This is a genomic window from Pseudomonas sp. MAG002Y (assembly GCF_019400845.1).
GTDB lineage: Bacteria > Pseudomonadota > Gammaproteobacteria > Pseudomonadales > Pseudomonadaceae > Chryseomonas > Chryseomonas luteola.
On the sequence record NZ_WOEJ01000001.1, the window covers coordinates 556,844 to 580,047 of the forward strand.

21 protein-coding genes are annotated in these 23,204 nt (G+C 57.3%); 7 read left to right on the top strand and 14 right to left on the bottom strand.

Translation table 11 applies throughout. The features are described from left to right. Nucleotide 1: 1 nt before the first annotated feature. The 6 genes from GM154_RS02525 to rutA all read right to left on the bottom strand — a co-directional run bounded on the left by GM154_RS02525 (nt 2) and on the right by rutA (nt 4,989). Nucleotides 2–1,156: a hypothetical protein gene (locus GM154_RS02525; RefSeq protein WP_219650854.1), complete on the bottom strand. Its 1,155-nt coding sequence runs from the start codon at nt 1,154–1,156 to the stop codon at nt 2–4. A gap of 108 nt (nt 1,157–1,264) precedes the next feature. After that, complete coding sequence (gene rutF / locus GM154_RS02530) at nt 1,265–1,804, bottom strand: NADH-dependent FMN reductase RutF (RefSeq protein ID WP_219650855.1); 540 nt, start codon at nt 1,802–1,804, stop codon at nt 1,265–1,267. Between the two features lie 41 nt (nt 1,805–1,845). After that, nucleotides 1,846–2,616, bottom strand: a complete 771-nt coding sequence (gene rutD / locus GM154_RS02535; RefSeq protein WP_219650857.1) for a pyrimidine utilization protein D — start codon at nt 2,614–2,616, stop codon at nt 1,846–1,848. A 161-nt stretch (nt 2,617–2,777) separates the two neighbouring features. Next, a complete protein-coding gene (rutC, locus tag GM154_RS02540; RefSeq protein ID WP_010796946.1) occupies nt 2,778–3,164 on the bottom strand; it encodes a pyrimidine utilization protein C in 387 nt (128 codons plus the stop codon). Nucleotides 3,165–3,166: 2 nt separating this feature from the next. Then, nucleotides 3,167–3,895 carry a pyrimidine utilization protein B gene (gene rutB, locus GM154_RS02545; protein ID WP_219650859.1) on the bottom strand — a complete coding sequence of 243 codons (729 nt, stop codon included), beginning with the start codon at nt 3,893–3,895 and terminating at the stop codon, nt 3,167–3,169. Beyond that, entirely contained in the window at nt 3,895–4,989 is a 1,095-nt protein-coding gene (gene rutA / locus GM154_RS02550) for a pyrimidine utilization protein A (RefSeq protein ID WP_219650860.1), read from the bottom strand. The genes rutB and rutA overlap by 1 nt, the downstream gene beginning before the upstream one ends. Nucleotides 4,990–5,301: 312 nt before the next feature. Here rutA and rutR point away from each other — a divergent pair, with 312 nt between their 5' ends. Then, nucleotides 5,302–5,976 carry an HTH-type transcriptional regulator RutR gene (rutR, locus tag GM154_RS02555; RefSeq protein WP_122043549.1) on the top strand — a complete coding sequence of 225 codons (675 nt, stop codon included), beginning with the start codon at nt 5,302–5,304 and terminating at the stop codon, nt 5,974–5,976. Between the two features lie 53 nt (nt 5,977–6,029). On the opposite strand, the gene azu is transcribed toward rutR, so the two are convergent. Beyond that, complete coding sequence (gene azu, locus GM154_RS02560) at nt 6,030–6,482, bottom strand: azurin (RefSeq protein ID WP_219650862.1); 453 nt, start codon at nt 6,480–6,482, stop codon at nt 6,030–6,032. Nucleotides 6,483–6,919: 437 nt separating this feature from the next. Between azu and GM154_RS02565 the strand changes: the two genes are divergently transcribed. From GM154_RS02565 to GM154_RS02590, 6 genes are all read left to right on the top strand, one after another. Continuing rightward, on the top strand, nt 6,920–7,507 hold the full coding sequence (locus GM154_RS02565) for a TIGR00730 family Rossman fold protein (protein ID WP_219650864.1): 588 nt from the start codon (nt 6,920–6,922) through the stop codon (nt 7,505–7,507). Between the two features lie 132 nt (nt 7,508–7,639). Next, on the top strand, nt 7,640–8,500 hold the full coding sequence (locus GM154_RS02570; RefSeq protein WP_112297618.1) for an SDR family oxidoreductase: 861 nt from the start codon (nt 7,640–7,642) through the stop codon (nt 8,498–8,500). 142 nt (nt 8,501–8,642) lie between these two features. Then, nucleotides 8,643–9,710 carry a class I mannose-6-phosphate isomerase gene (locus GM154_RS02575; RefSeq protein WP_219650867.1) on the top strand — a complete coding sequence of 356 codons (1,068 nt, stop codon included), beginning with the start codon at nt 8,643–8,645 and terminating at the stop codon, nt 9,708–9,710. Between the two features lie 33 nt (nt 9,711–9,743). Beyond that, nucleotides 9,744–10,601, top strand: a complete 858-nt coding sequence (locus GM154_RS02580; RefSeq protein WP_010796937.1) for a glucose 1-dehydrogenase — start codon at nt 9,744–9,746, stop codon at nt 10,599–10,601. A 175-nt stretch (nt 10,602–10,776) separates the two neighbouring features. Then, nucleotides 10,777–12,465: a bifunctional UDP-sugar hydrolase/5'-nucleotidase gene (locus GM154_RS02585; protein WP_219650868.1), complete on the top strand. Its 1,689-nt coding sequence runs from the start codon at nt 10,777–10,779 to the stop codon at nt 12,463–12,465. Between the two features lie 245 nt (nt 12,466–12,710). After that, nucleotides 12,711–14,354 carry an acid phosphatase gene (locus tag GM154_RS02590; RefSeq protein ID WP_219650870.1) on the top strand — a complete coding sequence of 548 codons (1,644 nt, stop codon included), beginning with the start codon at nt 12,711–12,713 and terminating at the stop codon, nt 14,352–14,354. A 34-nt stretch (nt 14,355–14,388) separates the two neighbouring features. On the opposite strand, the gene GM154_RS02595 is transcribed toward GM154_RS02590, so the two are convergent. The 7 genes from GM154_RS02595 to GM154_RS02625 form a co-directional block, all read right to left on the bottom strand. Then, nucleotides 14,389–16,641: a YgiQ family radical SAM protein gene (locus GM154_RS02595; RefSeq protein ID WP_010796934.1), complete on the bottom strand. Its 2,253-nt coding sequence runs from the start codon at nt 16,639–16,641 to the stop codon at nt 14,389–14,391. Between the two features lie 224 nt (nt 16,642–16,865). Continuing rightward, complete coding sequence (gene dnaB / locus GM154_RS02600; RefSeq protein WP_010796933.1) at nt 16,866–18,260, bottom strand: replicative DNA helicase; 1,395 nt, start codon at nt 18,258–18,260, stop codon at nt 16,866–16,868. Between the two features lie 149 nt (nt 18,261–18,409). After that, entirely contained in the window at nt 18,410–18,856 is a 447-nt protein-coding gene (gene rplI / locus GM154_RS02605) for a 50S ribosomal protein L9 (protein WP_010796932.1), read from the bottom strand. Nucleotides 18,857–18,877: 21 nt separating this feature from the next. Further along, on the bottom strand, nt 18,878–19,768 hold the full coding sequence (locus GM154_RS02610; RefSeq protein WP_074823311.1) for a hypothetical protein: 891 nt from the start codon (nt 19,766–19,768) through the stop codon (nt 18,878–18,880). 35 nt (nt 19,769–19,803) lie between these two features. Then, entirely contained in the window at nt 19,804–20,034 is a 231-nt protein-coding gene (gene rpsR / locus GM154_RS02615; protein ID WP_007161145.1) for a 30S ribosomal protein S18, read from the bottom strand. A 26-nt stretch (nt 20,035–20,060) separates the two neighbouring features. Then, a complete protein-coding gene (rpsF, locus tag GM154_RS02620; RefSeq protein ID WP_010796930.1) occupies nt 20,061–20,483 on the bottom strand; it encodes a 30S ribosomal protein S6 in 423 nt (140 codons plus the stop codon). 171 nt (nt 20,484–20,654) lie between these two features. Continuing rightward, nucleotides 20,655–23,171 carry a response regulator gene (locus tag GM154_RS02625; protein WP_219650872.1) on the bottom strand — a complete coding sequence of 839 codons (2,517 nt, stop codon included), beginning with the start codon at nt 23,169–23,171 and terminating at the stop codon, nt 20,655–20,657. Nucleotides 23,172–23,204 lie beyond the last annotated feature (33 nt).

A 23,204-nucleotide genomic window follows, 5' to 3' on the forward strand; every position in this document is an offset into this window, starting at 1 on the left:
ATTACTCCGGCAGCGTGACCTTGACCGGCCCCGGATGCGCCTTGACGGTCTTGTAGGGAATCACCGTATCGCCTGGCTCATCGCAGCTTCTGGCGGCCCGGGCAAAAGTAGGCCCCAGGTAAATTCCACGAGGCTCGAAATACCACACCGAAAACTGCCAGACAGAAGGGTCCTGGTAATTGCATTCGTTTGGGTCGTCGTTCATCAACTCGGGATACAGACGCTTGAACTGGTCAACCACCCACGGGGCAAACAACTGCTCGCGGTAGTTGGAGTACGCCTCCAGATTATCCATGCCCCGCTCGTAATGGATGTACGGCCCCTTACCCAGCCAGAACACATCTTCCAACTCTAGAATCTTGCCGGTGGCCAACTCCATGTTGAGCGGCGCATCACCAAAGTCTGGATGCGCACCGCCGCAGTCGTAGCTGGTGAACAGGCTGACGCTCAGTACAGAGTCATTGATAAATACCGGTTTGACCGTCTGATCGAACTCTGTCTCACGATCACGTGCCCCGGACAGACACCCAAAGTAGCTGTTCACCTCCTGCCACTGCCGATTCTGCAACGTCCTGTTGGCAGCGCTCAGATCCATCGCCGTAGGGGATGAAACCAGCTGGAATAGGCGAATGCGGGAAACAGGCTCCACCCACCACTGCAAGCCATATCCCATAAAGGTGTCTTGCCTGTCTTTCTTCAGGCTCAGCCCTTTCAGGCGCAGATACTCATAGGGTGATGTACGCCGCAGCTCGTCCAGGGCGGGTAAATCATCAGGACGTGCTGGCGGCAGCGCTACAGGAGAAAGACTGATATCGAGCGTCTTGCCTTTGCTGGCCCAGCGGCCGGTCCAGCGACCATTGGCGCCCTGTTTGAGCGTCCACTGCATGGGCACGCTTTTCGTGCTGAAAAAAGGACGATTCTCACTCAGACGCAGGGTATGCTGCTTGTCCAACGCTCCGTCGAGCGCAATATCGGTGTGGTACTTCTGGTAGAAATAGCGCCCGGTCACCTCGTCGGGTTTAGCCAGATCCAGCTCAACCAGCACCTTGGCCTGCCCTACAGTGCCCTGCAACAGCTCCGGCTCTGCCATGGCCGAACCGGCAGCCAGCAACAGTGCCGCGCTACAGCACTGCAGCACAGAAACGATACCTCTCATGGACTCTTATCCTCGACCCTTTCTTGTACGAACCGACACAGCCTAATCGACCCATGTGTCAGCCCATACTCTACGAGGAATAAGCGGCTCAGCACATCCCTACCATAGTTATCCGCAGGGAGCGGATGTCAGCAGGTCCTGATACCCCCGGTTGAAGTAGACCAGCCCATCTACATCGTCCTGGCGCTCGATAGCGACCACTTCGCACAGGAGTACGTCGTGAGTGCCTACGGTATTGATCGAAGCGATTCGACAATCAAAGGAGACTACCGCTCCTTCCAGCGCTGGCGAGCCGGTGATCAGGGTATTCCAGCACGCCGCGGCAAATCGATCCTGCATACCGGTTTTACCGCCAAACAGATTGGAGAGTGCCTTGTGCTCACTGCTCAAGGTATTCACACACAGGGTGCCGTTGGCCTTGAAGATCGGATAGACCGAGCCTGAACGGTTCAGGCAGACCAGCAAGGTAGGCGGCTCATCGGTCACGCTGCACACGGCTGTTGCCGTGAAGCCGGCACGGCCTTGGGGACCATCAGTCGTTACAATATTGACCGCCGCGCCCAGCCGGGCCATGGCATCGCGATAGTCCTGCTTGGGTACACGAAGAGGTTGTACGGGCGAAACGATATTCAGGTTGGCAAGTGACATGGCATAGCCTCACTGCAGGAGCGACGCTCCTGTCATCGGATTCAGGTCAGGTAGTCGAGCATTAAAGCGTTAAAGGTATCGGGGTCCGTCACGCTGGAGGCATGCCCGCCGTAGCTGAGTAGCTCGAACTGCGCATCGGGCAGGTGTTTGGCCAGATACTCGGAACACACCCACGGCACTAGCAGATCGTCCTGATTGGCGACGATCAGGGTGGGTGTTCTGATCTGCGCCAGCTGGGTATCCACATCGAATGCCTGCAATGCAGCGATACGTCGGCGCACATTCTCGCTATCGGGAAAATGCGCCAGGGCATGGGCTTCGTCGGCCTCGAGGCGCTTGGTGTTTTGCAGCATCCAGTCGGCGGGATACAAAAACAGGGGCTGGGCCTGTACGTAGGCGGCCGGGCCTGTATCGTTCAAAAGAGCGAGTCGTACAGCAAAACAGCGGGCGCTGTGCGGATTAGGCTTGCTCCAGGCGTTGACCAGAATCTGGCTGATCAAAAGTTCGGGCCGCATCAAGCCGATCTGAAGCCCTACAAGACCGCCCAGGGCGTGCCCCATGAAATGGCAACGCGCGATACCCAGCGCATCGACCATATCCAGTACATCCTGCGCCATGGCCTCGATGGTATAGCCCTCAGGGATAACCGCCGGGCTCTTGCCTGTGCCGGTCTGGTCGTAAGTCACCACGCGGAAGTACTCGCCCAGCGCCGCGAGCTGTGGTGCCCAGAATGCCCCCGCACCGCCAAGACCGGATGACAGTACGATGGTATCGGCCTCGGCATCCTGCCGGCCATGGATCTCGTAGTGCATGCAAGGCTCCCCTGTATACCGTTGGATAACGCGCATGGGTTGTTTCATGAGATGCGTGACGGGGAATCCCCTGGTAGCAGGTATCGCCTGACGGCTCGACCCAACCTACAGACTCATAAGATGGGTTGAGTGAAGCGATACCCATCACTTCACTTGCTCACTTACGTTCCCACATGGGCGATACTGGCGATCTCGATCAACGCATCCGGCTTTACCAGGCCGCATTGGATGCAATAACGCGCGGGCTTCTCGCCTGGAAAATACTCGGCATACACCGCGTTGATCGCCCCGTAGTTCGCCCAGTCGGTGATCATGATCATGTTAAAGGTCACGTCATCCATCGTTCCGCCGGCCTCCTCCACGACCCTCTTGATGGTTTCCAGCACATGCCGCGCCTGTGCAGCGGCATCGCCTACGTGTACAACATTGTTGTCCTTGTCGAATGGCAGGGTGCCGGAAACATACAGAACTCCATCAGCCAGTGAGCCTGGAACAAAGGGCGCAAGGGGTTTTCCGCTTCCGGCAGGAATCACGCTGTGCTTGGGCATGGTCAGTCCTTTTTGAAGGTGGCGTGGAAATCGGCAACGGTTGAAACCCAGCCAAAAAACGTCTCGATATTGAATAGCGCCGCCTCGTGCGCCGAGCGCGGCCCGGCCTGATGGCAGGCATCACCCAGGCAGACGCCAAAGTATTCGAGAAAGAACCCGTCTCGCAGCGTGGACTCTACGCAGACGTTGGTGGCGATCCCTACGAACACGAGGTTACGAATGCCGCGGGCACGCAGGAGGCTATCGAGAGGCGTATTGTAGAAACCGCTGTAGCGGGTTTTGGGTACGACCAGATCCCCCTCCCGCGGCTGAAGCTGATCCACCAGCGCATAATCCCAGCCGCCCCGCGCCAGGAGCCGGCCCTGCAGTTCAGGCTGGCGGCGCATGGTCTTGAGCGCATTGGACTTATGCCAGTTGGGCGATCCGGGGCCACCGGCTTCCTGATAGGCCGGGTCCCAGCCATTCTGAAACCAGACAACCTGGATACCGGTCGCACGCGCGGTTTCCACCACCCCGGCAATGTTTTCGATGACCGGACCGGTTGCGTCTACATCAAAACCGGCAAGGTCCAGATAGCCGCCCTTGCTTGCATAGGCGTTCTGCATATCGACGACTATGACTGCCGTCTCGCTGGCCTTCAGCCGCAGGGGCTCAGGGCGTGCAGGTAGCGTGACCGCGTCCTGGCTGGCTGTCGGCACGGCATATCCTGCCACGGATTCAAGCGCGTTCATCAGGCACTCTCCTGCAGCCGAGTGACATGGCGGCGGCTTTGCATCAAGGGCTGGATTTTTTCACCAAATTCGGTGACGCCCTGCATGAAGTCGTCAAAGGTCAGCAACACACCACTGGCCCCAGGCACCTCGGCGATTTCATCCAGCATGCGGGCCACATTGGCGTAGGAGCCCACCAGCGTACCCATGTTGATGTTGACCGCAGATGTCGGGTCCGACATCTGTCGTACATTTGTATCGCCGCCTGACTTGGTATCTGCTGCTGCCTGAGTTCCCAGCCATTTGATGGCCTCTTCGTCGGCACCGGCCTTGTAGTGTTCCCACTTGGCACGTGCCGCTTCATCGGTTTCGCCGGCAATCACCATGAACAGCACGATGGAGCTTACGTCGCGGCCTGTCTTGGCGGTGGCAGCCATAAGACGCTCGGAGGTCGGCGCAAAAGCCTTGGGCGTGTTCACACCTTTGCCAAAGACAAAATTGTAATCGGCGTACTGTGCCGAGAACGCCATGCCGGCGTCGCTGGAGCCAGCACACACGATCTGCATATCAGCTTGCGGTTGCGGGCTGACACGGCAGTCTTCCATCTGGAAATGCTCGCCCTTGAAGTCGGAGCGACCGGTTCCCCACAAGTCGCGCAGGATCTGGGCGTACTCACCCAGGTAGTTGTAGCGGGTAGCAAAGAACTCATCGCCCGGCCAGAGGCCCATCTGGCTGTATTCAGGCTTTTGCCAACCGGTCACAAGGTTCACGCCGAAGCGGCCACCGGAAATAGAGTCAATGGTAGAGGCCATCCGCGCCACGATGGCAGGCGGCAGGGTCAATGTAGCGGCAGTAGCAAACAGCTTGATGCGGGAGGTAACGGCGGCAAGGCCTGCCATCAGGGTGAAGGATTCCAGGTTGTGATCCCAGAACTCGGTCTTGCCACCAAAACCACGCAACTTGATCATCGACAGGGCAAAGTCGAAGCCATAGTGCTCGGCGCGCTGCACAATGCTCTTATTCAGCTCGAAGGTAGGTTTGTACTGCGGTGCGTTCTCGGAGAGGAGCCAGCCGTTGTTGCCGATCGGGATGAATACGCCAATGTCTAGAGTCATGCTCAGCCTCGGATTCGCTCGTGGGTCGAAGTGATTTCCCGCCCGTACCGCAAGCCAGGAATACCAAGGACAGAGCACAAACTCTGCCAGCTTTAGGTTTCTGCTGGGCAAACAAGGAGTTAGGTCAAAACTTGCTTCTTAGCGTGGACCATTTGGTCCGAACAAGAGCACCTGGCTTGTGCAGCCTGCACGATGATGGGGCGAAAACCGCAGGCGACCTGCTACTCTGGCGAGCATGAAATTCGACTGACGGTACTCACTCAAGGCCGCTCGCGGTAAAGTGCAGTTCGTGCTGTAGAGGCAGGAGTCGTTGTGAGTCAGGACCGTTCATCCACACCCAGCAAGCCCACTCGCAAGCCCAGTGCTGCGACACTGGAGCGCCGCCGACGGCAGATCGAGGAAAAGCGCGGCATCATCCTTGAGGCAGCGCTGGACTTGTTTTCCCGGTACGGCCTGCATGGCACCAGTCTTGACCAGATAGCCGCCCAGGCAGAGGTTTCCAAGACCAATCTGCTGTACTACTTTGGCAGCAAGGAAGACCTCTACCTCAACGTGCTACGCCAGCTGTTGGTGATCTGGCTGGCCCCCTTGAAGACCTTTAGCACAGAGCAGGACCCGATCGACGCCATCAAGGGCTACATCAGGCACAAGCTGGAAATCTCTCGTGACTACCCAGCCGAATCCCGCCTGTTCTGCATGGAAATTCTGCAAGGCGCGCCGCTGCTCCTGAGCGAGCTGGAAGTGCCCCTGCGGGAGACAGTCGAGGCCAAGGCTGCAGTAATCCGCGCCTGGATCGACGCCGGTCAACTGGCTCCGGTCGACCCGCATCACCTGATCTTTACGCTCTGGGCAACCACCCAGCACTACGCCGATTTTCGTGTCCAGGTTCAGGCCATCCTGGGCAAGACCCTTGATGACCCTGTGTTTTTCGAAGAGGTGCTGAGCAGTGTACAGGCACTGATTCTGGACGGTTTGAAGCCCCGTTAGCCTGAAATGCAAAAGCCCGGTCAATGCCGGGCTTTCTATCGGTCTTTCGACATTCAGTCGTCGATCGTGAGCGTGCCCTTCATGATGGCCGCATGACCGGGGAAGGAGCAGAAATATTCATAGTCCTCTCCCTTATTCAATGTGGAGGTATCAAACGTCACGGACGTCTTTTCGCCACCCCCAATCACCTTGGTATGGGCGATCACGCGGGAATCGTTTTCCTTGAGGTAATCCTTGTCCATACCGGCCGCGATACCGTCAGTGGCGACGCCCTGGACATCATCCTTTGTGGTCAAGACCCAGTTATGCCCCATGACATTCTTGGGAAGCGTGCCGGGATGGATCAGGTTGACCGTGAATTGCTTGCAGTCCTCATTGACCTTGATCTTGTCCGTGCTGAAGGTCATCTGGTCAGTTCCCTGAATATCGACCGAGCACTGGTCGGCTGCCCATACGGATGAGCTGGCCAGAGCAAGCAGAGAGACAGCGAAAAGCGAACGTTTCATGAAATCTCCTAACGCATGTGTTCACTTAGTGAAGACTGGCATGTTTGAAAGCGAGTTCCAATCGCTAAAACGTCTGGAACATGGTTTGCAACGAAACGGCTATGGCTGCCATCGAAACTTTTGAGCGGCAAGGCCAGCCTGATATTGAGAGGATGCCCCTGTCACTTGCCGTCTTGAGGAGTACCCACCATGAAATTCCCGGACTACATCAACCAGCTTTTCATCGCCTACGCTCTGGGTGCCAGCGGCACCTGTCCTGAACAGGTCTCTGCCTGATGCTCCCTCCAGCCTGAAGTAATCGGCACGCGCGCACCTGCGATCAGCCGATTGCTTCATGGCCACCTCTCCCGCATGCACTACGGCACTGATCATGACAAGACTTGGTTAACCTCGGCGTGAGGATTACGCTTACGCCTCCTACCAGCCAAGGATCAGCAATGTCGTTGAAAGCCGTTTGTGTATTTTGTGGCGCCAAGACAGGCGCCGACCCAATCTACCGTGAAGCTGCCGAAGCTTTGGGTCGCGCCCTGGCCAAGCGCGGTCTGACGCTCGTCTATGGTGGCGGTGCCGTGGGCCTGATGGGCATCGTAGCCGACGCGACCCTCGCAGCCGGAGGCGAGGTGATAGGCATCATCCCCAAAAGCCTCCAGGATGCCGAAGTCGGCCACAAGGGACTGACCCGTCTTGAAGTAGTCGATGGCATGCATGCCCGTAAGGCACGGATGTCAGAACTGGCCGATGCGTTTGTAGCCCTGCCGGGGGGATTGGGCACACTGGAAGAGCTATTTGAAGTCTGGACCTGGGGTCAGCTCGGCTATCACGCCAAGCCGCTGGGCCTTCTGGAAGTAAATAACTTCTACGCGCCCCTTGCACAGTTCCTGGATCATGCAGTGAGTCAGGGCTTTGTGGCTGGCCCTCATCGCGAGATGCTTCAGGTCAGCCAGTCGCCGGATGAACTGCTCAATACGCTTGAACAATGGACGCCCACCGTAGCGCCTCGCTGGCACGCCAACGCGCCCAAGTAGATCACTTCAGTCGATAAAGCGAGGCGTATGGCCTCGTTTTATCGTTTCAGCACCATTCATCTCTTTTGGTGAACCCGCTCAACGTATGGCATGTCGCATTTTTACATCGCCCTAACACGTTTGGAGGAATTCATCATGACCGATTACCCACGCCCGCCTTTCCCCGAACAACCCCAAGAGCCGCCAGCACTTCAATCCAAAATGACACCCGTTCCGGACTGTGGCGAGCAGAGCTACAAGGGATCTGGTCGTCTGGCTGGTAAGGTTGCGCTCATCACCGGGGGAGACAGCGGCATCGGTCGTGCAGTAGCCATAGCCTTCGCTCGGGAAGGTGCCGATGTTGCCATTTCCTACCTGAACGAACATGAAGATGCCGAGGATACTGCGCGCTACGTGAAAGAAGCCGGACGCAAGGTTCTGCTACTGCCAGGCGATATCAGCAAGCGCCAGCAATGCCTGGATATCGTTCAGAAGACCGTGTCTGAGTTCGGCCGCATTGATGTACTCGTCAATAACGCCGCATTTCAGATGTCCCACGAGTCGCTGGAAGAGATTCCGGATGAAGAATGGGTGTACACGTTCGATACGAACATCACGGCCATGTTTCGTATCACCCAGGCAGCCGTCAAACACATGGGCAAAGGTGGTTCGATTATCAACACCACCTCTGTGAATTCAGACATGCCCAAGGCCACTCTGCTGCCCTATGCCACCACGAAGGGGGCGATTGCCAACTTCACGGCAGGTCTGGCTCAGCTCCTGGCCGAAAAAGGCATCCGCGCGAACAGCGTGGCACCCGGCCCGATCTGGACACCGCTGATTCCGTCCACCATGCCGCCTGAACAGGCGTCGCAGTTCGGTAGCCAGGTTCCGCTGGGACGAGCAGGTCAACCGGCCGAGCTTGCGCCTGTATATGTCATGCTGGCCTCTGATGAAGCCAGCTATGTGTCTGGCGCTCGCGTTGCGGTCACTGGCGGCAAGCCGATTCTGTAAGACCTACTGCGCCATGGTCGGCTACAAACCGGCCGACCGTGGCCAGACCCAAACATCTACATGCTCTTAATGACTCATGCGCCCTTGTGAGCGTACGGGATTGTTTTGCCTGCCTGTTCCTCATCTGTACTAAGGAGCACACATGGACTGGTACCCTCTTCGGTTATCTACCCCTATCCGTAGCCACATGTTCGGCGGTCACGCCATTGCTGAAATACTGGGTCGCCGCGGGCTGCCTGCCGGCCGTATTGCCGAGACATGGGAAGTCAGCGATGTCGAAGGCAGCATTGCAAATGTCACCGAGGGCTCGCTTGCCGGTCAATCGCTTCGTGATCTGGTGAAGCGTTATCCCACCGAGCTGGTGGGCCCGAGGTTTGACGGTCCCTATTTCCCCCTGCTCAGCAAGTTTATCGATGGCTGCGGCATGTTGCCGGTGCATTTGCATGCTGATGACGAAACCGCTCGCCGTCTCGAATGCCAGCCCAACGGCAAGACCGAAGCTTGGCATATCCTTTGGGCCGAGCCCGGTGCCACCGCACTGGTCGGAATCAAGCCGGGAATTGATCGCGATACCTTGCGCAGCGCCCTGATTGCCCAGGATTACGACGCCGTCATGCGCCGTCTGCCGGTCCGTGCAGGTGAAACCATCTATGTGCCTGGAGGCACGCTGCACAGCTTTGGCCCCGGTACGCTGATCTATGAGATCGAGCAGACTTCGGATATCCAGCAACAGGCAATGCCCTGGCAGATGTCCGACGGCTCGCCGCTCAGCCATCAGGACTGGATTGCCGGTATCGATCAGCTGCTCGAAGAGTGCTATCTCGAACCCCAACCCGAATTCACACCCGGCTTCCGGCTGCCCCAAGGCGATGACATTGATCGCTTAATCTGTACTGCTAGCCCTTACTTTGCCTTGGAGCGCTGGCGTGTAGCCGGTGCGGGCGCCAAGCCCCTTACCTACCGTTTCAACAAGGCCACGCTGCTCAGCAACGTCGGCACACCCATCCGCATTCAGGCCGGTAACTGGTCTGGCGTCCTGGGCGCTGCCGAAACCCTTCTGCTGCCTGCCGCGCTAGGAGAAATTCAGTTAGCCGGACCGGCTGACGTCCTGTTCGGCTACGTACCTGACCTTGAGCAAGACATTCGGACGCCCTTGCGCGCTGCAGGCTACGGTGATCAAGCCTTTGCAGTGCTGGGCGCCACGCATTAACCCGTTTTTCTAACCACTTGAAAGGAGGTCTTTATGTCCGACTATCCAACGCCACCCATGCCAGCCGAAACCCAACCCTATCCGGGCTATGAAAGCCAGATGAATCCGCGTCCGGACTTTGGCGAACAGAGCTACAAAGGCTCCGGCCGCCTGAAAGGCAAGGCCGCACTCATTACCGGCGGTGACAGCGGTATCGGCCGCGCGGTGGCCCTGGCCTTTGCTCGCGAAGGTGCGGACGTTGCCATCTCCTACCTGAGCGAAGACGAAGACGCCCGTGAAACGGCACGGCTCGTTACCGAAGCAGGCCGCAAGGCAATCCTGATTCCAGGTGACTTGAGCCAGCGCGAAAACTGCCTGGCCGTCGTGCAGAAAACCGTTGAAGCGTTTGGCCGTATCGATGTGCTGGTCAACAACGCCGCATTCCAGATGACCCGCCAGTCGCTGGAAGAAATTCCGGATGAAGAGTGGGTGCACACGTTCGATGTGAACATCACCGCCATGTTCCGCATTACCCAGGCGGCTGTGAAGCACATGCCCAAGGGCGGCTCCATCATCAATACCTCCTCGATCAATGCGGACATCGCGCCGCCTTCACTGCTGGCTTACTCCGCCACCAAAGGAGCAATCGCCAACTTCACGGCAGGTCTGGCGCAACTTCTGGCCGAAAAAGGTATTCGCGCAAACAGCGTGGCACCCGGACCGATCTGGACGCCGCTGATCCCCTGCACCATGCCAGCCGAACAGGTGGAAAGCTTCGGCAAGATGGCGCCGCTGGGTCGTCCTGGCCAGCCTGTCGAACTGGCGCCAGTCTATGTAATGCTGGCCTCGGATGAATCCAGCTACGTCTCCGGTGCCATGGTGCCTGTCACTGGCGGCTCGCCCGTGCTCTGATCGATCACGGCTGGGCTGTCTAACGGCCCAGCCGGCTTCTTACGCTGTTCTGTCATCTCTCCGCTTCATACTGCGCCTACCGTTTCGTTGAAAGCATGCTATTGCTTAAAGGATGAAGCGATCCGCTTGGTATGCCTCTCTGGCATGCATATCCCTCTGCACCTGGAAGCGCTAGATGATGCCTGTTCGCTCTTATGCTGCCCTGGGCCCTGTGGCCTTGTCCCTCCTGCTGACGGCCTGCTCTTCGGCCCCGACCCAACCGTTAGAGATCAACCTGGCCGTATTCAATGACTTTCACGGCTACCTGCAACCCGCCAGACTGACCTACCCTGACTCCACCGCACCCGACGGCAAACGCACAATCGAAGCGGGTGGTATAGAGGTGCTGGGTGGCGTTATCAACTATCTGCGTCAACAGGATCCAGAGCTACTGGTCGTTGCCAGCGGTGACCTCATCGGTGGCAGCCCACCCATCTCATCGCTCTGGGCGGACGAGCCCACCATCGAAGCCATGAACCTATTGGGGCTGCAACTCTCGGCGGTAGGTAATCATGAGCTGGACAACGGAAAGGATGAACTGCTGCGTATCATCAATGGCGGCTGCGCTTCCAACCGACCCCAGAAAGCCTGCCAGCTGCACAAAAACTATCAGGGGGCGCACTTTACCTACCTGGCTGCAAACCTGATCGATAACCAGACGGGTAAACCCGTGTTTCCGGCCTACCAGATCCTGGAAGCCCACGGACAAAAAATCGCATTCGTGGGTGCCGTGCTGAAAGACGTAGCCCGGATCGTCTCGCCGGCTGGCATGAACGGACTGAGCGTTCAGGACGAAGCCGATGCCATCAACGCCCAGATCCCTGCCCTCAAGGCCCAGGGTGTAGAGGCCATCATCGCAGTGATTCACCAGGGCGGAGGCACGAATGAATCCTACAACGCGCCAGACTGCACCCGCCTGCGCGGCCCTATCGTCGAGATTACCAAGCGCCTTGATCCGGCAGTCGATGTCGTTGCCAGTGCCCACACGCATCAGTCTTATACCTGTCACGTGGACAATCGCCTTGTCTTTCAGGGCGGCTCCTACGGGCAGTTCGTCAGCCATGTACGGCTCGGCATTAACCCCAAGACCCACGACATCGTCTCGGCCAGCAGCGAAAACCTGACCGTGGACGCCCATCGCTACACCCCCGATCCAGCGCTCGCCGCGCTGCGTCAGGAAGTTGAAAAGCGTAGCCAGCATGTGCTTCAGCGGCCTATCGCACGTATTGCTGTCCCCCAGATCACCCGCATGACCGATGCCAATGGCGAATCGACGCTAGGCGATCTCATTGCCGATGCCCAACTTCAGGCGACACGCAAGCTGGGCGCCCAGATTGCCCTCATGAACGCAGGCGGCATCCGCAGCAATCTGACTCTGGAGCCTGGCCAATCCAGGTTGACCTACGCCCAACTGGCCGCCAATCAGCCATTCGGCAATACCCTGACCTTGCTGACCTTGAGCGGTGCCCAGCTCTATCAGCTCATGGAGGAGCAATGGAGCAGTGACGACAGCGCCAGTCTGATGCAGGTTTCGGAAGGCTTCAGCTACCGCTGGAATCCGGCAGGCAAACCGGGCCAGAAAGTGGTTTCCGGAAGCATGAAGCTGAATGGACAGCCGATCCGGCTCGACCAGGATTACCGCATTACAGTGAACAACTTCATGGCCCAGGGAGGGGATGGACTTGAGACCCTCAAGCACGCCCGCCACGTACAGGAGACCGGCATTCTTGATGTCGATGCGCTTGAACACTATCTCGTTGAACGGGACACGTCCGATAAGCCGGCCGGCCAACTTAAACCTGCCGGACGTATTCAACGCTTGTAAGCGTGGCTGATATGACCCGTCTTAGCGCCATGCTATGTAACGTGGCGCTTCATCTACGGACTGCAGCGGTAGTCCGCCTGCCCTTACTGGCTCGCATGCTCTCAGTGATAAAACTGATCAGCCAGCGCCTGCAAAAAAGTTAGCTAGGCATACAAATAACTGACTTAATAAGAACGTATCGCTCGAAAATCTGAAATATTTTGTTACTACTGTAGAGGCCAGCTCCGTTACTGAGGTTTCCTCCGATGAAAGATGACGACCGTAATAAGCCCGATTCCACCCTCGAGAAATCAAGACGCCGCTTCCTGATCGGAGCAGGTGTCGTCGGGTTAGGGCTAGGTTTGCCCGGTCTTGACCGCATGGGAATGGCTGAAGCTGCCGAGCGCAAGGCATTCGACCATTCACTGAAACGGCAAATCAAAAATGTCGTTGTGATCTACGCGGAAAACCGCAGCTTCAATAACCTGTTTGGCAATTTTCCTGGCGTCTCGAAGCCACTGTCTGCGGTCAACGCCAAGCATTTCCAGCAGAAGGACCGTAACGGACAGCCGCTACCGCACTTACCCAAGATCTGGGGTGGCCTGGTGCCTATGGCTCAGACCATTGACGGTCAGCAATACCTGATTACTGAAGATCAGATCAGTGGGCTTTCCAATGCACCCTTTCCTCTGAAGGATGCTCAAGGCAAGCCGCTTAACCCGGGCTTGATCACTCGTGATCTCGTACATGCGTTCTACCAGAACCAGATGCAGATCAACGGCGGACGCAATGACGGCTTTGTCGCCTGGGGCGACTCCGGCGCACTGGTCATGGGTTACTACAGCCAGCCCGAGAAATTGCGCTTGTGGAAACTGGCCCAGGAATTCACCCTCTGCGACAACTTCTTCATGGCGGCTTTTGGTGGCTCTTTCCTGAACCATCAGTTCCTGATCTCGGGTCGCGCGCCGTTCTACCCCAACCACACCACCAGCCCGGCAAAAGACAAGGTGGCGGTGCTTAAAGGGAAGAATCCGCTGGGCTATGAGTTGGCTCTGGCGGATAACTCTCCTGCCTCGGCCCTGGACGGACGCCCGATGTTCGTCAATCCGGGCGCGCTTAGCCCTGACGGCTATGCCATCAACACCATGCTGCCGCCCTATCAGCCCAGCCAGATTCCGCCGCCGGCAGGAGGCGACCCGGCCTTGTCCGATCCGACCAACCCGAGCGTACTGCCACCACAGACCCATGCCACCATTGGCGACCTGCTGTCAGCCAAGGGCGTGGACTGGGCTTGGTACTCGGGAGGCTGGCAGGCAGCGCTGGAGGGCAATGGCGCCGATACCCGGTTCCAGGCGCACCACCAGCCATTCAACTACTTCAAGCGCTTCGCTCCGGGCACGGCAGCACGCGAGCAGCACATCCGCGACGGCGGGATTGGCGATGATCCGAGCACCAACCGCTTTCTGGCAGACATTGATGCCGGTCGCCTGCCGCCTGTAACCTTCTATAAGCCCCAGGGCAGCCTCAACCTGCATGCCGGTTATGCCGATGTCGCTTCAGGCGATCAGCACATTGCCAAGGTTATCGAACATCTGCAGAAAGGCCCGCAATGGGAAAACACCGTAGTCGTCATTACGTTCGATGAGAACGGCGGCTGGTGGGATCACGTAGCACCGCCCAAGGGTGATCGCTGGGGTCCAGGCACACGTATTCCGGCCCTTGTCGTGTCACCCTTCGCACGCAAAGGACATGTCGATCACGACCTGTACGACACTACCTCAATCCTGCGCCTGATCACCCGGCTCCACGGCTTGCCGCCGCTCAAGGGTCTGGTGGAGCGCGACATCGCACGCGTCACCCACGGTCTCGCCCCCTTGGGCGATCTTACCGGCGCGTTGACGATCCGCTGATAGCAAAACGGCGAGCCCGAGGCTCGCCGTTTCATCAACGCGGAATATTGGGTTCTCGCCGGGGCTTTTTCTTGCCTTTGGCAAACGCCACCGCCTGACCTTCCTGCTTCTTGTCCCATCCCTTGCTGCCATCCGCCGCCCGCGGCGGTAAGCCGGTATGCTGAGTCAGCAACGGCTTGCCTGCTTTTTTGCTACCCAGCGGCGTCGAGTTCTTACGACGTGCGCTCTGGTAAGTACCATCCACAGCGGGCTGGAACGTGGGAATCAGGTGATGCTTGCCGTTACCGATCAAGTCGGCACGCCCCATATCCTTGAGCGCTTCACGCAGCATCGGCCAGTTGTTTGGATCGTGATAGCGCAGGAATGCCTTGTGCAGGCGGCGCTGACGCTCCCCCTTCACGATCGGTACGCCATCGCTCTTGTAAGTTACCTTGCGCAGCGGATTCTTGCCCGAATGGTACATCGCAGTCGCGGTTGCCATTGGCGACGGATAGAACGCCTGTACCTGATCCGCCCGGAAGCCGTTACGCTTGAGCCAGAGCGCCAGGTTCATCATGTCTTCGTCAGTCGTACCTGGATGCGCAGCGATGAAGTAAGGAATCAGGTACTGTTCCTTACCGGCTTCCTTCGTATACTTCTCGAACATCTGCTTGAAGCGATCGTAACTGCCGATGCCCGGTTTCATCATCTTGGAAAGCGGACCTTCCTCGGTGTGCTCTGGCGCAATCTTCAGGTAACCCCCCACGTGATGGGTTACCAGCTCTTTTACGTACTCCGGCGACTCTACCGCCAGGTCATACCGCAAGCCCGACGCAATCAGGATCTTCTTCACACCCGGCAAGGCACGTGCAGAACGATACAACTGGATCAGCGCCGAGTGGTCGGTGTTCAGGTTTTCGCAGATACCCGGCCACACGCAGGACGGCTTGCGGCAATGCTTCTCGATTTCCGGGTCCTTGCACGCAATCCGGTACATGTTGGCTGTCGGGCCACCCAAGTCGGAAATAACCCCGGTAAACCCTGGCACTTTGTCGCGAATTTCCTCGATCTCGCGAATAATGGACTCTTCCGAACGGTTCTGGATAATGCGGCCTTCGTGCTCGGTAATGGAGCAGAAAGTGCAGCCGCCAAAACAGCCGCGCATGATGTTGACCGAGAAGCGGATCATCTCGTACGCAGGAATCCGCTCGCCTTTATAAGCAGGATGCGGAACACGGGCATAGGTTAGCCCGAAGACGTAGTCCATCTCTTCAGTGGTCAGCGGAATTGGCGGCGCATTGAGCCATACGTCCTGATCGCCATGACGCTGAACCAGCGCGCGAGCATTGCCCGGGTTGGTCTCCAGGTGCAGCACGCGGTTGGCGTGGGCATACAGGACCGGATCGCCCTTTACTTTCTCGAACGACGGCAGCCGAATGACCGTCTTGTCACGGGTAAGCTTCGGGCTGGGCAGCAGCTGAACAACCTTCGCTTCCTCAGGATCTTCCTGCGGCCCCTTGGACTGCTCAATGGCACACGCCTGCAAATCCTGTGTATTGACGTAGGGGTTGATGATCTTGTCGACCTTCCCCGGACGGTCAATACGCGTCGAGTCCAGCTCGAACCAACCTTCCGGCGTGTCCTTGCGGATAAACGCAGTGCCGCGAATATCGGTGATCGCCTGGATGGGTTCACCCGCAGCCAAGCGGTGAGCAATCTCCACGACTGCACGTTCGGCATTGCCGTACAGCAGAATATCCGCCTTGGCATCCATCAGGATGGAATGGCGTACCTTGTCCTGCCAGTAGTCGTAGTGAGCAATCCGGCGCAGTGATGCCTCGATACCGCCCAGGACAATCGGTACCCCCTTGTAGGCTTCACGGCAACGCTGGCTGTAGACCATGCTGGCACGATCGGGACGCTTGCCGGCCAAACCGCCTGGTGTATAAGCGTCGTCGGAGCGAATCTTGCGATCGGCTGTATAGCGGTTGATCATCGAATCCATGTTGCCTGCCGCCACGCCAAAAAACAGGTTCGGCTTGCCAAGCTTCATGAAGTCGTCTTTGGATTGCCAGTCTGGCTGGGAGATAATCCCTACCCGAAAGCCTTGCGCTTCCAGAAGACGTCCAATAATGGCCATGCCAAAGGATGGATGATCCACATAGGCATCGCCTGTCACGACAATGATGTCGCAACTGTCCCAGCCGAGCAGGTCCATCTCCTCCCTGCTCATCGGCAGGAAAGGCGCAGGTCCAAAACACTCAGCCCAATATTTGGGATAGTCGAACAACGGCTTGGCAGCGAGCATGAAGGCTTCCGGGGATTAAAAGTGGTGCGGGAGGAGGTGCAAGAATAGCACAAAAAATAGCCAGTTAAGAGAGGCGAACCGCTATCCGTCGCCTGACAGCCGCATGGTTACTGGACTGCTGAGCTTGCCGAACGCGCGCATCCACGCCTGGATTACCACATGCAAGGCCAAGGCGCTTATAAAAAAGCCGCACAGGTGTGCGGCTTTTTTGCGCCCCCGACAACTTAGTCGTCGTCGAAGTTATAACTGCCGGGCGCCAAGTTCTCGAAACGGGTGTACTTGCCGATAAAGGCGAGTCGCACCGTACCGATAGGACCGTTACGCTGTTTACCGATAATGATTTCGGCTACACCCTTGTACTCGGTTTCAGGGTGATACACCTCATCCCGGTACACAAACATGATTACGTCGGCGTCCTGCTCGATCGCTCCGGATTCACGCAAGTCGGAGTTCACCGGGCGCTTGTTCGGCCGCTGTTCCAGCGAGCGGTTAAGCTGGGACAACGCAACCACCGGACAGTTGAACTCCTTGGCCAGCGCTTTGAGCGAGCGCGAAATTTCGGAAATCTCATTGGTCCGGTTTTCGCTGGCTGCCCCGCCAATCCGCATCAATTGCAGGTAGTCGACCATGATCAGCGCCAAGTCACCGTGTTCACGCACCAGACGCCGCGTACGCGCACGCATTTCCGACGGGCTGATACCTGCCGTGTCGTCGATAAACAGCTTGCGGTCATTCAGGAGGTTGACCGCTGAGGTCAGCCTTGGCCAGTCATCGTCCTCCAGCTTACCCGAGCGGACCTTGGTCTGATCGATTCGCCCAAGGGACGACAACATACGCATCACGATCGAATCAGCTGGCATTTCCAGTGAAAATACAAGCACGGCCTTGTCCGTACGCAGTACCGCATTTTCGACCAGGTTCATGGCAAAGGTCGTCTTACCCATCGAGGGACGTCCCGCCACGATAACCAGGTCCGACGGTTGAAGGCCGCTGGTTTTATCATCCAGATCCACAAATCCTGTGGAAACACCCGTAATGGCATTATCCGAGTTGAACAGGGTATCGATTCGATCAATGGCCTTGGTCAGGATGTCATTAACGCCAATCGGACCTCCTGTCTTTGGGCGGGCCTCGGCGATTTCGAAAATCTTGCGCTCCGCCTCATCAAGAAGCTCATTAGCGCCCCGACCTTCAGGGTTATAGGCACTGTCGGCAATGTCATTGCTGATGCCGATCAGCTGGCGCAGCGTGGCGCGCTCGCGCACGATCTGGCCATAGGCCTTGATGTTTGCAACAGAGGGGGTGTTTTTTGCCAGCTCACCTAGGTAAGCCAGCCCCCCTACCTGGGGTAGTTGTCCTTCCTTGTCGAGCTGCTCGGATAACGTAACCACATCGAAAGGCTGGTTGCTTTCAGCCAGACGAGCAATGGCACGAAAGATCAGGCGATGGTCATGGCGATAGAAGTCGCCGTCCGATACCTGGTCCGAGACGCGTTCCCACGCATTGTTATCCAGCATCAAGCCACCCAGCACGGCCTGCTCGGCCTCGATGGAGTGCGGTGGCACCTTCAGCGCGGCAGTTTGCAAATCGTATTGTTCAGCGATGGCGATCTCATTCATGGCGTAGCGATTGGCACCGAAAGTTCGATCAGAGAAGACAGGCCTTCATGGCCTGAAAAAAAACGGGCACGTCATTACGAGAATGACGTGCCCGATTGTCGGCAGGCTTGCATGTTCGTGCAAGCCCGCCAGTCAGTTGTCATGACCGCTTATTCAGCAACCACGACCACCTTGACGGTAGTTTCAACGTCGGTGTGCAGCTGCACATCTACGTCGAACTCGCCAACGTTACGCAGAGCGCCGTTGGGCAGACGAACTTCGCTCTTGTCCAGCTCAACGCCAGCAGCAGAAACAGCCTCGGCGATGTCGCGAGTACCGATAGAGCCGAACAGCTTGCCTTCGTCGCCAGAGTTGGCAGCGATGGTAACGGTCAGTTCGTTCAGCTTGGCAGCACGAGCTTCAGCAGAAGCCTTCTTATCGGCAGCCTGCTTCTCGAGCTCTGCACGACGTGCTTCGAACGCAGCAACGTTGTCAGCAGTAGCGGCAGTTGCCTTGCCCTGCGGCAGCAGGAAGTTACGAGCGTAACCGCCCTTGACGTTCACTTTATCGCCCAGGTTGCCCAGGTTGGCGATCTTTTCCAGCAGGATGACTTCCATTTGAGTCTTACCTCTTAACTTTTAACCTTCACCGTTCGTGGAGTCCTTGGACGTATTGCCCAGGCGCCCACGAAAATCAAACAGACTGTCGACCACGGCTACGATCACCAACAACGGATAGATCAACTGCCCAAAGATCAGCAGTGTCACGTACAACCCCACCAGCCAGAACGTGGCCATGTGCTTCTGTCTTACCAGTCCGTGAATCAGGGCAACGCCAGCTATCGCCAGGGGTACACTGCACAGCGGTGTCAACATCCCAAGTCCCAGGTTGATGTTGGGTGCCAGTAGCATGACCAACAGCATTCCCAGTGCTAGGGCGGGCGACAATCTCAGCGCATGAAACTCACGCGCGAAACCGCCTGGGTTATACAGCGCAGCTTGCCAATAACGTCCCAACATCAGGCACAGCAGACAGACAATCTGGAAAAGACTCGCCATCAGACCGGTCAATACAGGCACCAGCATGTCATGCAGCTGGGCCTGCTTGGCTTCCGGCAAAGCATCCGGTGACTGACCCGCCATCTGAGGCAGAAGCTTTTGAATTTCCTCTGCCAAGAGGTTGATGGGCTCTGCGTAGACATGACCAATGGTCACAGCAAACGCCAGACCGACCAGGATGCTGGCGAGCAGGACACGCGGCCAGGAAACACTGCTGCGTAAAACCAGCGCCAGCGCCAGGGTACCGACGAATACGAGCGCAATGCTCGGGTCCCCCAGATACCACCAGAACGCGGCCGGCAGCAATGCCCAGACCACTACACCTGCAGCGTCACTTGCGCCACGGCGCAGGACGACCAGACTCCCTGCTGCAGCGCTGAGCCAGTACAGAAATGGCACAACCGCTGCAATCACCACCGTAAGGGTGGCTTGCATGCGACCGCGCATGATGAAATCAGCAAGGGCTCGCATGCGAATTATCCGTTAGTTCGTGTCGATGCCCAGTCTCAACGGCCGTGGCTGTCGGTGTAAGGCAACAGGGCCAGATAACGAGCACGCTTGATGGCAGTACCCAGCTGACGCTGGTACTTGGCCTTGGTGCCAGTGATACGGCTCGGAACGATCTTGCCGGTTTCGGAGACGTAGGCTTTCAGGGTGTTCAGATCTTTGTAATCGATCTCTTTCACGCCTTCAGCGGTGAAACGGCAGAATTTACGACGACGGAAGAAACGTGCCATAACAATGATTCCTCAATAATCCAGGCTTACTCGGCGCTATCGTCGCCATCGACGTCAGCATTGTCGCTGCCATCGGCGGACTCGGACTCGGCAGGACGCTCGCGACGCTCACGGCGCTCGCTACGGTTCTCTTCGGCCTTGAGCATTTCAGACTGGCCGGTAACGGCTTCATCGCGACGGAGGATCATGTTACGGATCACGGCGTCGTTGTAACGGAAGTTGTCTTCCAGTTCAGCCAGTGCTTTGGCGCTGCACTCAATGTTCATCAGAACATAGTGAGCCTTGTGCACGTTGTCGATAGCGTAAGCCAGCTGACGACGGCCCCAGTCTTCCAGACGATGAACCTTGCCACCGTCTTCTTCAATCGCTTTGGTGTAGCGCTCAACCATGCCGCCCACCTGTTCGCTCTGGTCAGGATGAACCAGAAACACAACTTCGTAATGACGCATAAATGCTCCTTACGGGTTATAGCCTGCCACATGATGCGGTCAGACAAGGAGTGAATGTTTCGTTTTGACTTGCCTGCAAGCGGAGGCCCGCTACAGGCAAGGGGCGGTATTCTAGAGAAGGGCACCGGGTGGCGCAAGGAAGATCACGAGCCAACCGGCTCGCCGGTACAACTATCTGACGGACAGATCATCGAGCAGCTGCCGGATCTTGAAAAGATCGTATGGCTTGAGCAGCGCCTTTACGTGTTTGAGTTCGTCGTCCTTGTCAAAGGCATAACCGGAAGCCACTACGACATGCAATCCGGGATAACGCTTGAGCGCCTGACGGCTCAGGTCCAGCCCTGACATGCCTCCAAGCCCGATATCTGTGAAAAGGACATCAAAGGTACTGCTCTGCAGCGCGTCCAGTGCCTCTTCGGCAGAAGCCACGGCCGTAACCTGATAGCCCAGCTCTTCCATCACCTCGCTAGTCAGGCTACGTAGCGTCAGGTCATCCTCGACCAGCAGAATATTCAATACCTTGTTACTTGCGGTTTCCTCCAACGCCATGTCCTCTTCTGTTACAGCTGTAGTAGGGGTGTGCTGTCTGTGCATACCGAGCATCATACGCACCTTTTGGGCTAACTCATCCCGACGATAGGGTTTACTGAGCAGGTTACCTCCTGCCTCGAGCCGTCCGCCCTGTATTACAGCGTCCTGTGTATAGCCCGAGGTAAACAGTACCTTCAAGGAAGGCCTGAGCGCCCCTGCTCTGCGTGCCAGCTCGGTGCTGCGTACCGGGCCTGGCATCACAATGTCTGTAAACAATAAATCTACAGGCGCCCCCTGCTCAAGCATCGTCAGGGCAGCCTGCCCATCACCGGCTTCCAGCACGTCATAGCCTAGCTCACTCAGCATATCCACCACGATGTGACGAACATCGGGGTCGTCTTCCACTACAAGGATACATTCGCTTCCACCTTCCTCAACCGACGGCAAGACCATAGAGCTATCGGCTGTATCGGTATTCGGTAGCGAGCGTGGCAGATAAAGAATGATCGATGTTCCCTTGCCCAAGGTACTGTTGATCAAGATATGTCCGCCACTCTGCTTCACGAAACCATAGACCATGGACAGGCCAAGCCCGGTGCCATGCTCTTCACGCTTGGTCGAGAAAAAGGGCTCGAAGGCTTGCGCCTTGACCTCTTCGGACATTCCGCGCCCGGTATCCGTGATGATCAACTGCACGTACTCGCCTGGAATCAACTCGTCAGCGGCCTGCCACTGGTCCTGGGAAAGCAACACGTTATGTAGCTCAACAGTGACATGCCCTTCATTAGCCATTGCCTCACGGGCATTGAGTAACAGACTGACTAGCACGTTTTCCAGCTGACCTGCATCGACAAATATCGACCAGACATCAGGGTCAGCAAGCACAGTCAGCGTGATGGACTCGCCCAACGCCTGATGCAGCAAATCACTCATGCCATCCAGGAGACTCTTCGTATCGACTGACATTGGTTGCAGGGGTTGCCGCCGCGCAAAGGACAAGAGCTGAGAAGCAAGGCTTGCACCCCGCTCTACGGCTGTATTGGCCGCCTGCAGCCGACGCTGGCCAACCTCATCGCCTGCCAGTCGGGTTTTCAGCAACTGCAGGTTGCCTCCGATGATCTGCAGGACGTTATTGAAATCATGGGCAACGCCCCCCGTCAGTTTGGCAACGGCTTCCAGCTTTTGCGCCTGAACCATAGCGGCCTGTCGCTCATCTTCACTGCGTTTGAGCTCGCGCGTCCGCTCCTGCACCAGATCTTCAAGGTGCAGCCGGTAATTGGCCAGCTCGGTTTCCGCCCGCTTCTGCTGGGTGACATCGTTACCCTGGATAAAAAGCCCTGCCACCTGCCCGTTATCAATAATCGGCTGCAGGATGAAATCTACATAGATTTCGTTAGAAGGCCCCAAGGCGGTACGTTGAATATCCAGGCGAACGCCGCGTCCGGAAAACGTTTTGAGAGAGACTAGCGCCTCATCAAATAACCTGAGAGCACCTTGCTCTACCAATTCGGGAAAGACAATACGAAGAGGATGACCGACAATGTCTCCTCGCGCTACAAGGTGCAGAAACGCATCGTTAGCCAGCTCAAACACATGGTCAGGCCCGCTCAAGACACAGATGAAACCCGGCGCCTGCTGAAACAGCCGTCTCAGCTGGGCCCCTTCATCCTGTAAGGCTTTTGCTCGATTGATCAGTCGCTGCCCCAGTTGAATGTTTGTCGATGTCAGGCTGGGAGAACGAACTACATCGGCACGCATGGCCTGGAGTTCACTGATATCCGTAGCGTGCTGGAGGATATGCTGCAATCGACCTTCAGCATCGAAGAGTGGCGTATGCGTAACACTCCAGACATGGTCTTCAAACACTACCCCCCTGGCACTGCTACGCGGTATCGCGTAGCGAATGACAGGGAGAGCATCTTCCTGCCTGAGCGTAACAGCTCGCTCGATGGAAGCTTTCAGGGCCTGCTGCGATGGCACATTGCCCTGCAACGGATCGACAGGAAAGGCCTCGAACAAATGGACCCCAAGCAACTCCTGACGCTGCCGCCCCACGGCCCTTAGGTACGCCTCGTTGGCGTCCACGACGGTCAAAGCGCTGTTCAGCAGAACATACGAATTCGGCGAAGCCCTGAAAATGCTTTCAAAATCGAGCATGTAACCTAACTACTTTCAGCGGGCGAGCCGATC

Excerpts from the sequence above, each read along its gene's own strand:
- GM154_RS02525 (WP_219650854.1), bottom strand. The coding sequence starts at position 1,156 with ATGAGAGGTATCGTTTCTGTGCTGCAGTGCTGTAGCGCGGCACTGTTG.
- rutF (WP_219650855.1), bottom strand. The coding sequence starts at position 1,804 with ATGTCACTTGCCAACCTGAATATCGTTTCGCCCGTACAACCTCTTCGT.
- rutD (WP_219650857.1), bottom strand. The coding sequence starts at position 2,616 with ATGCACTACGAGATCCATGGCCGGCAGGATGCCGAGGCCGATACCATC.
- rutC (WP_010796946.1), bottom strand. The coding sequence starts at position 3,164 with ATGCCCAAGCACAGCGTGATTCCTGCCGGAAGCGGAAAACCCCTTGCG.
- rutB (WP_219650859.1), bottom strand. The coding sequence starts at position 3,895 with ATGAACGCGCTTGAATCCGTGGCAGGATATGCCGTGCCGACAGCCAGC.
- rutA (WP_219650860.1), bottom strand. The coding sequence starts at position 4,989 with ATGACTCTAGACATTGGCGTATTCATCCCGATCGGCAACAACGGCTGG.
- azu (WP_219650862.1), bottom strand. The coding sequence starts at position 6,482 with ATGAAACGTTCGCTTTTCGCTGTCTCTCTGCTTGCTCTGGCCAGCTCA.
- GM154_RS02565 (WP_219650864.1), top strand. The coding sequence starts at position 6,920 with ATGTCGTTGAAAGCCGTTTGTGTATTTTGTGGCGCCAAGACAGGCGCC.
- GM154_RS02575 (WP_219650867.1), top strand. The coding sequence starts at position 8,643 with ATGGACTGGTACCCTCTTCGGTTATCTACCCCTATCCGTAGCCACATG.
- GM154_RS02580 (WP_010796937.1), top strand. The coding sequence starts at position 9,744 with ATGTCCGACTATCCAACGCCACCCATGCCAGCCGAAACCCAACCCTAT.
- GM154_RS02585 (WP_219650868.1), top strand. The coding sequence starts at position 10,777 with ATGATGCCTGTTCGCTCTTATGCTGCCCTGGGCCCTGTGGCCTTGTCC.
- GM154_RS02590 (WP_219650870.1), top strand. The coding sequence starts at position 12,711 with ATGAAAGATGACGACCGTAATAAGCCCGATTCCACCCTCGAGAAATCA.
- GM154_RS02595 (WP_010796934.1), bottom strand. The coding sequence starts at position 16,641 with ATGCTCGCTGCCAAGCCGTTGTTCGACTATCCCAAATATTGGGCTGAG.
- dnaB (WP_010796933.1), bottom strand. The coding sequence starts at position 18,260 with ATGAATGAGATCGCCATCGCTGAACAATACGATTTGCAAACTGCCGCG.
- rplI (WP_010796932.1), bottom strand. The coding sequence starts at position 18,856 with ATGGAAGTCATCCTGCTGGAAAAGATCGCCAACCTGGGCAACCTGGGC.
- GM154_RS02610 (WP_074823311.1), bottom strand. The coding sequence starts at position 19,768 with ATGCGAGCCCTTGCTGATTTCATCATGCGCGGTCGCATGCAAGCCACC.
- rpsR (WP_007161145.1), bottom strand. The coding sequence starts at position 20,034 with ATGGCACGTTTCTTCCGTCGTCGTAAATTCTGCCGTTTCACCGCTGAA.
- rpsF (WP_010796930.1), bottom strand. The coding sequence starts at position 20,483 with ATGCGTCATTACGAAGTTGTGTTTCTGGTTCATCCTGACCAGAGCGAA.
- GM154_RS02625 (WP_219650872.1), bottom strand. The coding sequence starts at position 23,171 with ATGCTCGATTTTGAAAGCATTTTCAGGGCTTCGCCGAATTCGTATGTT.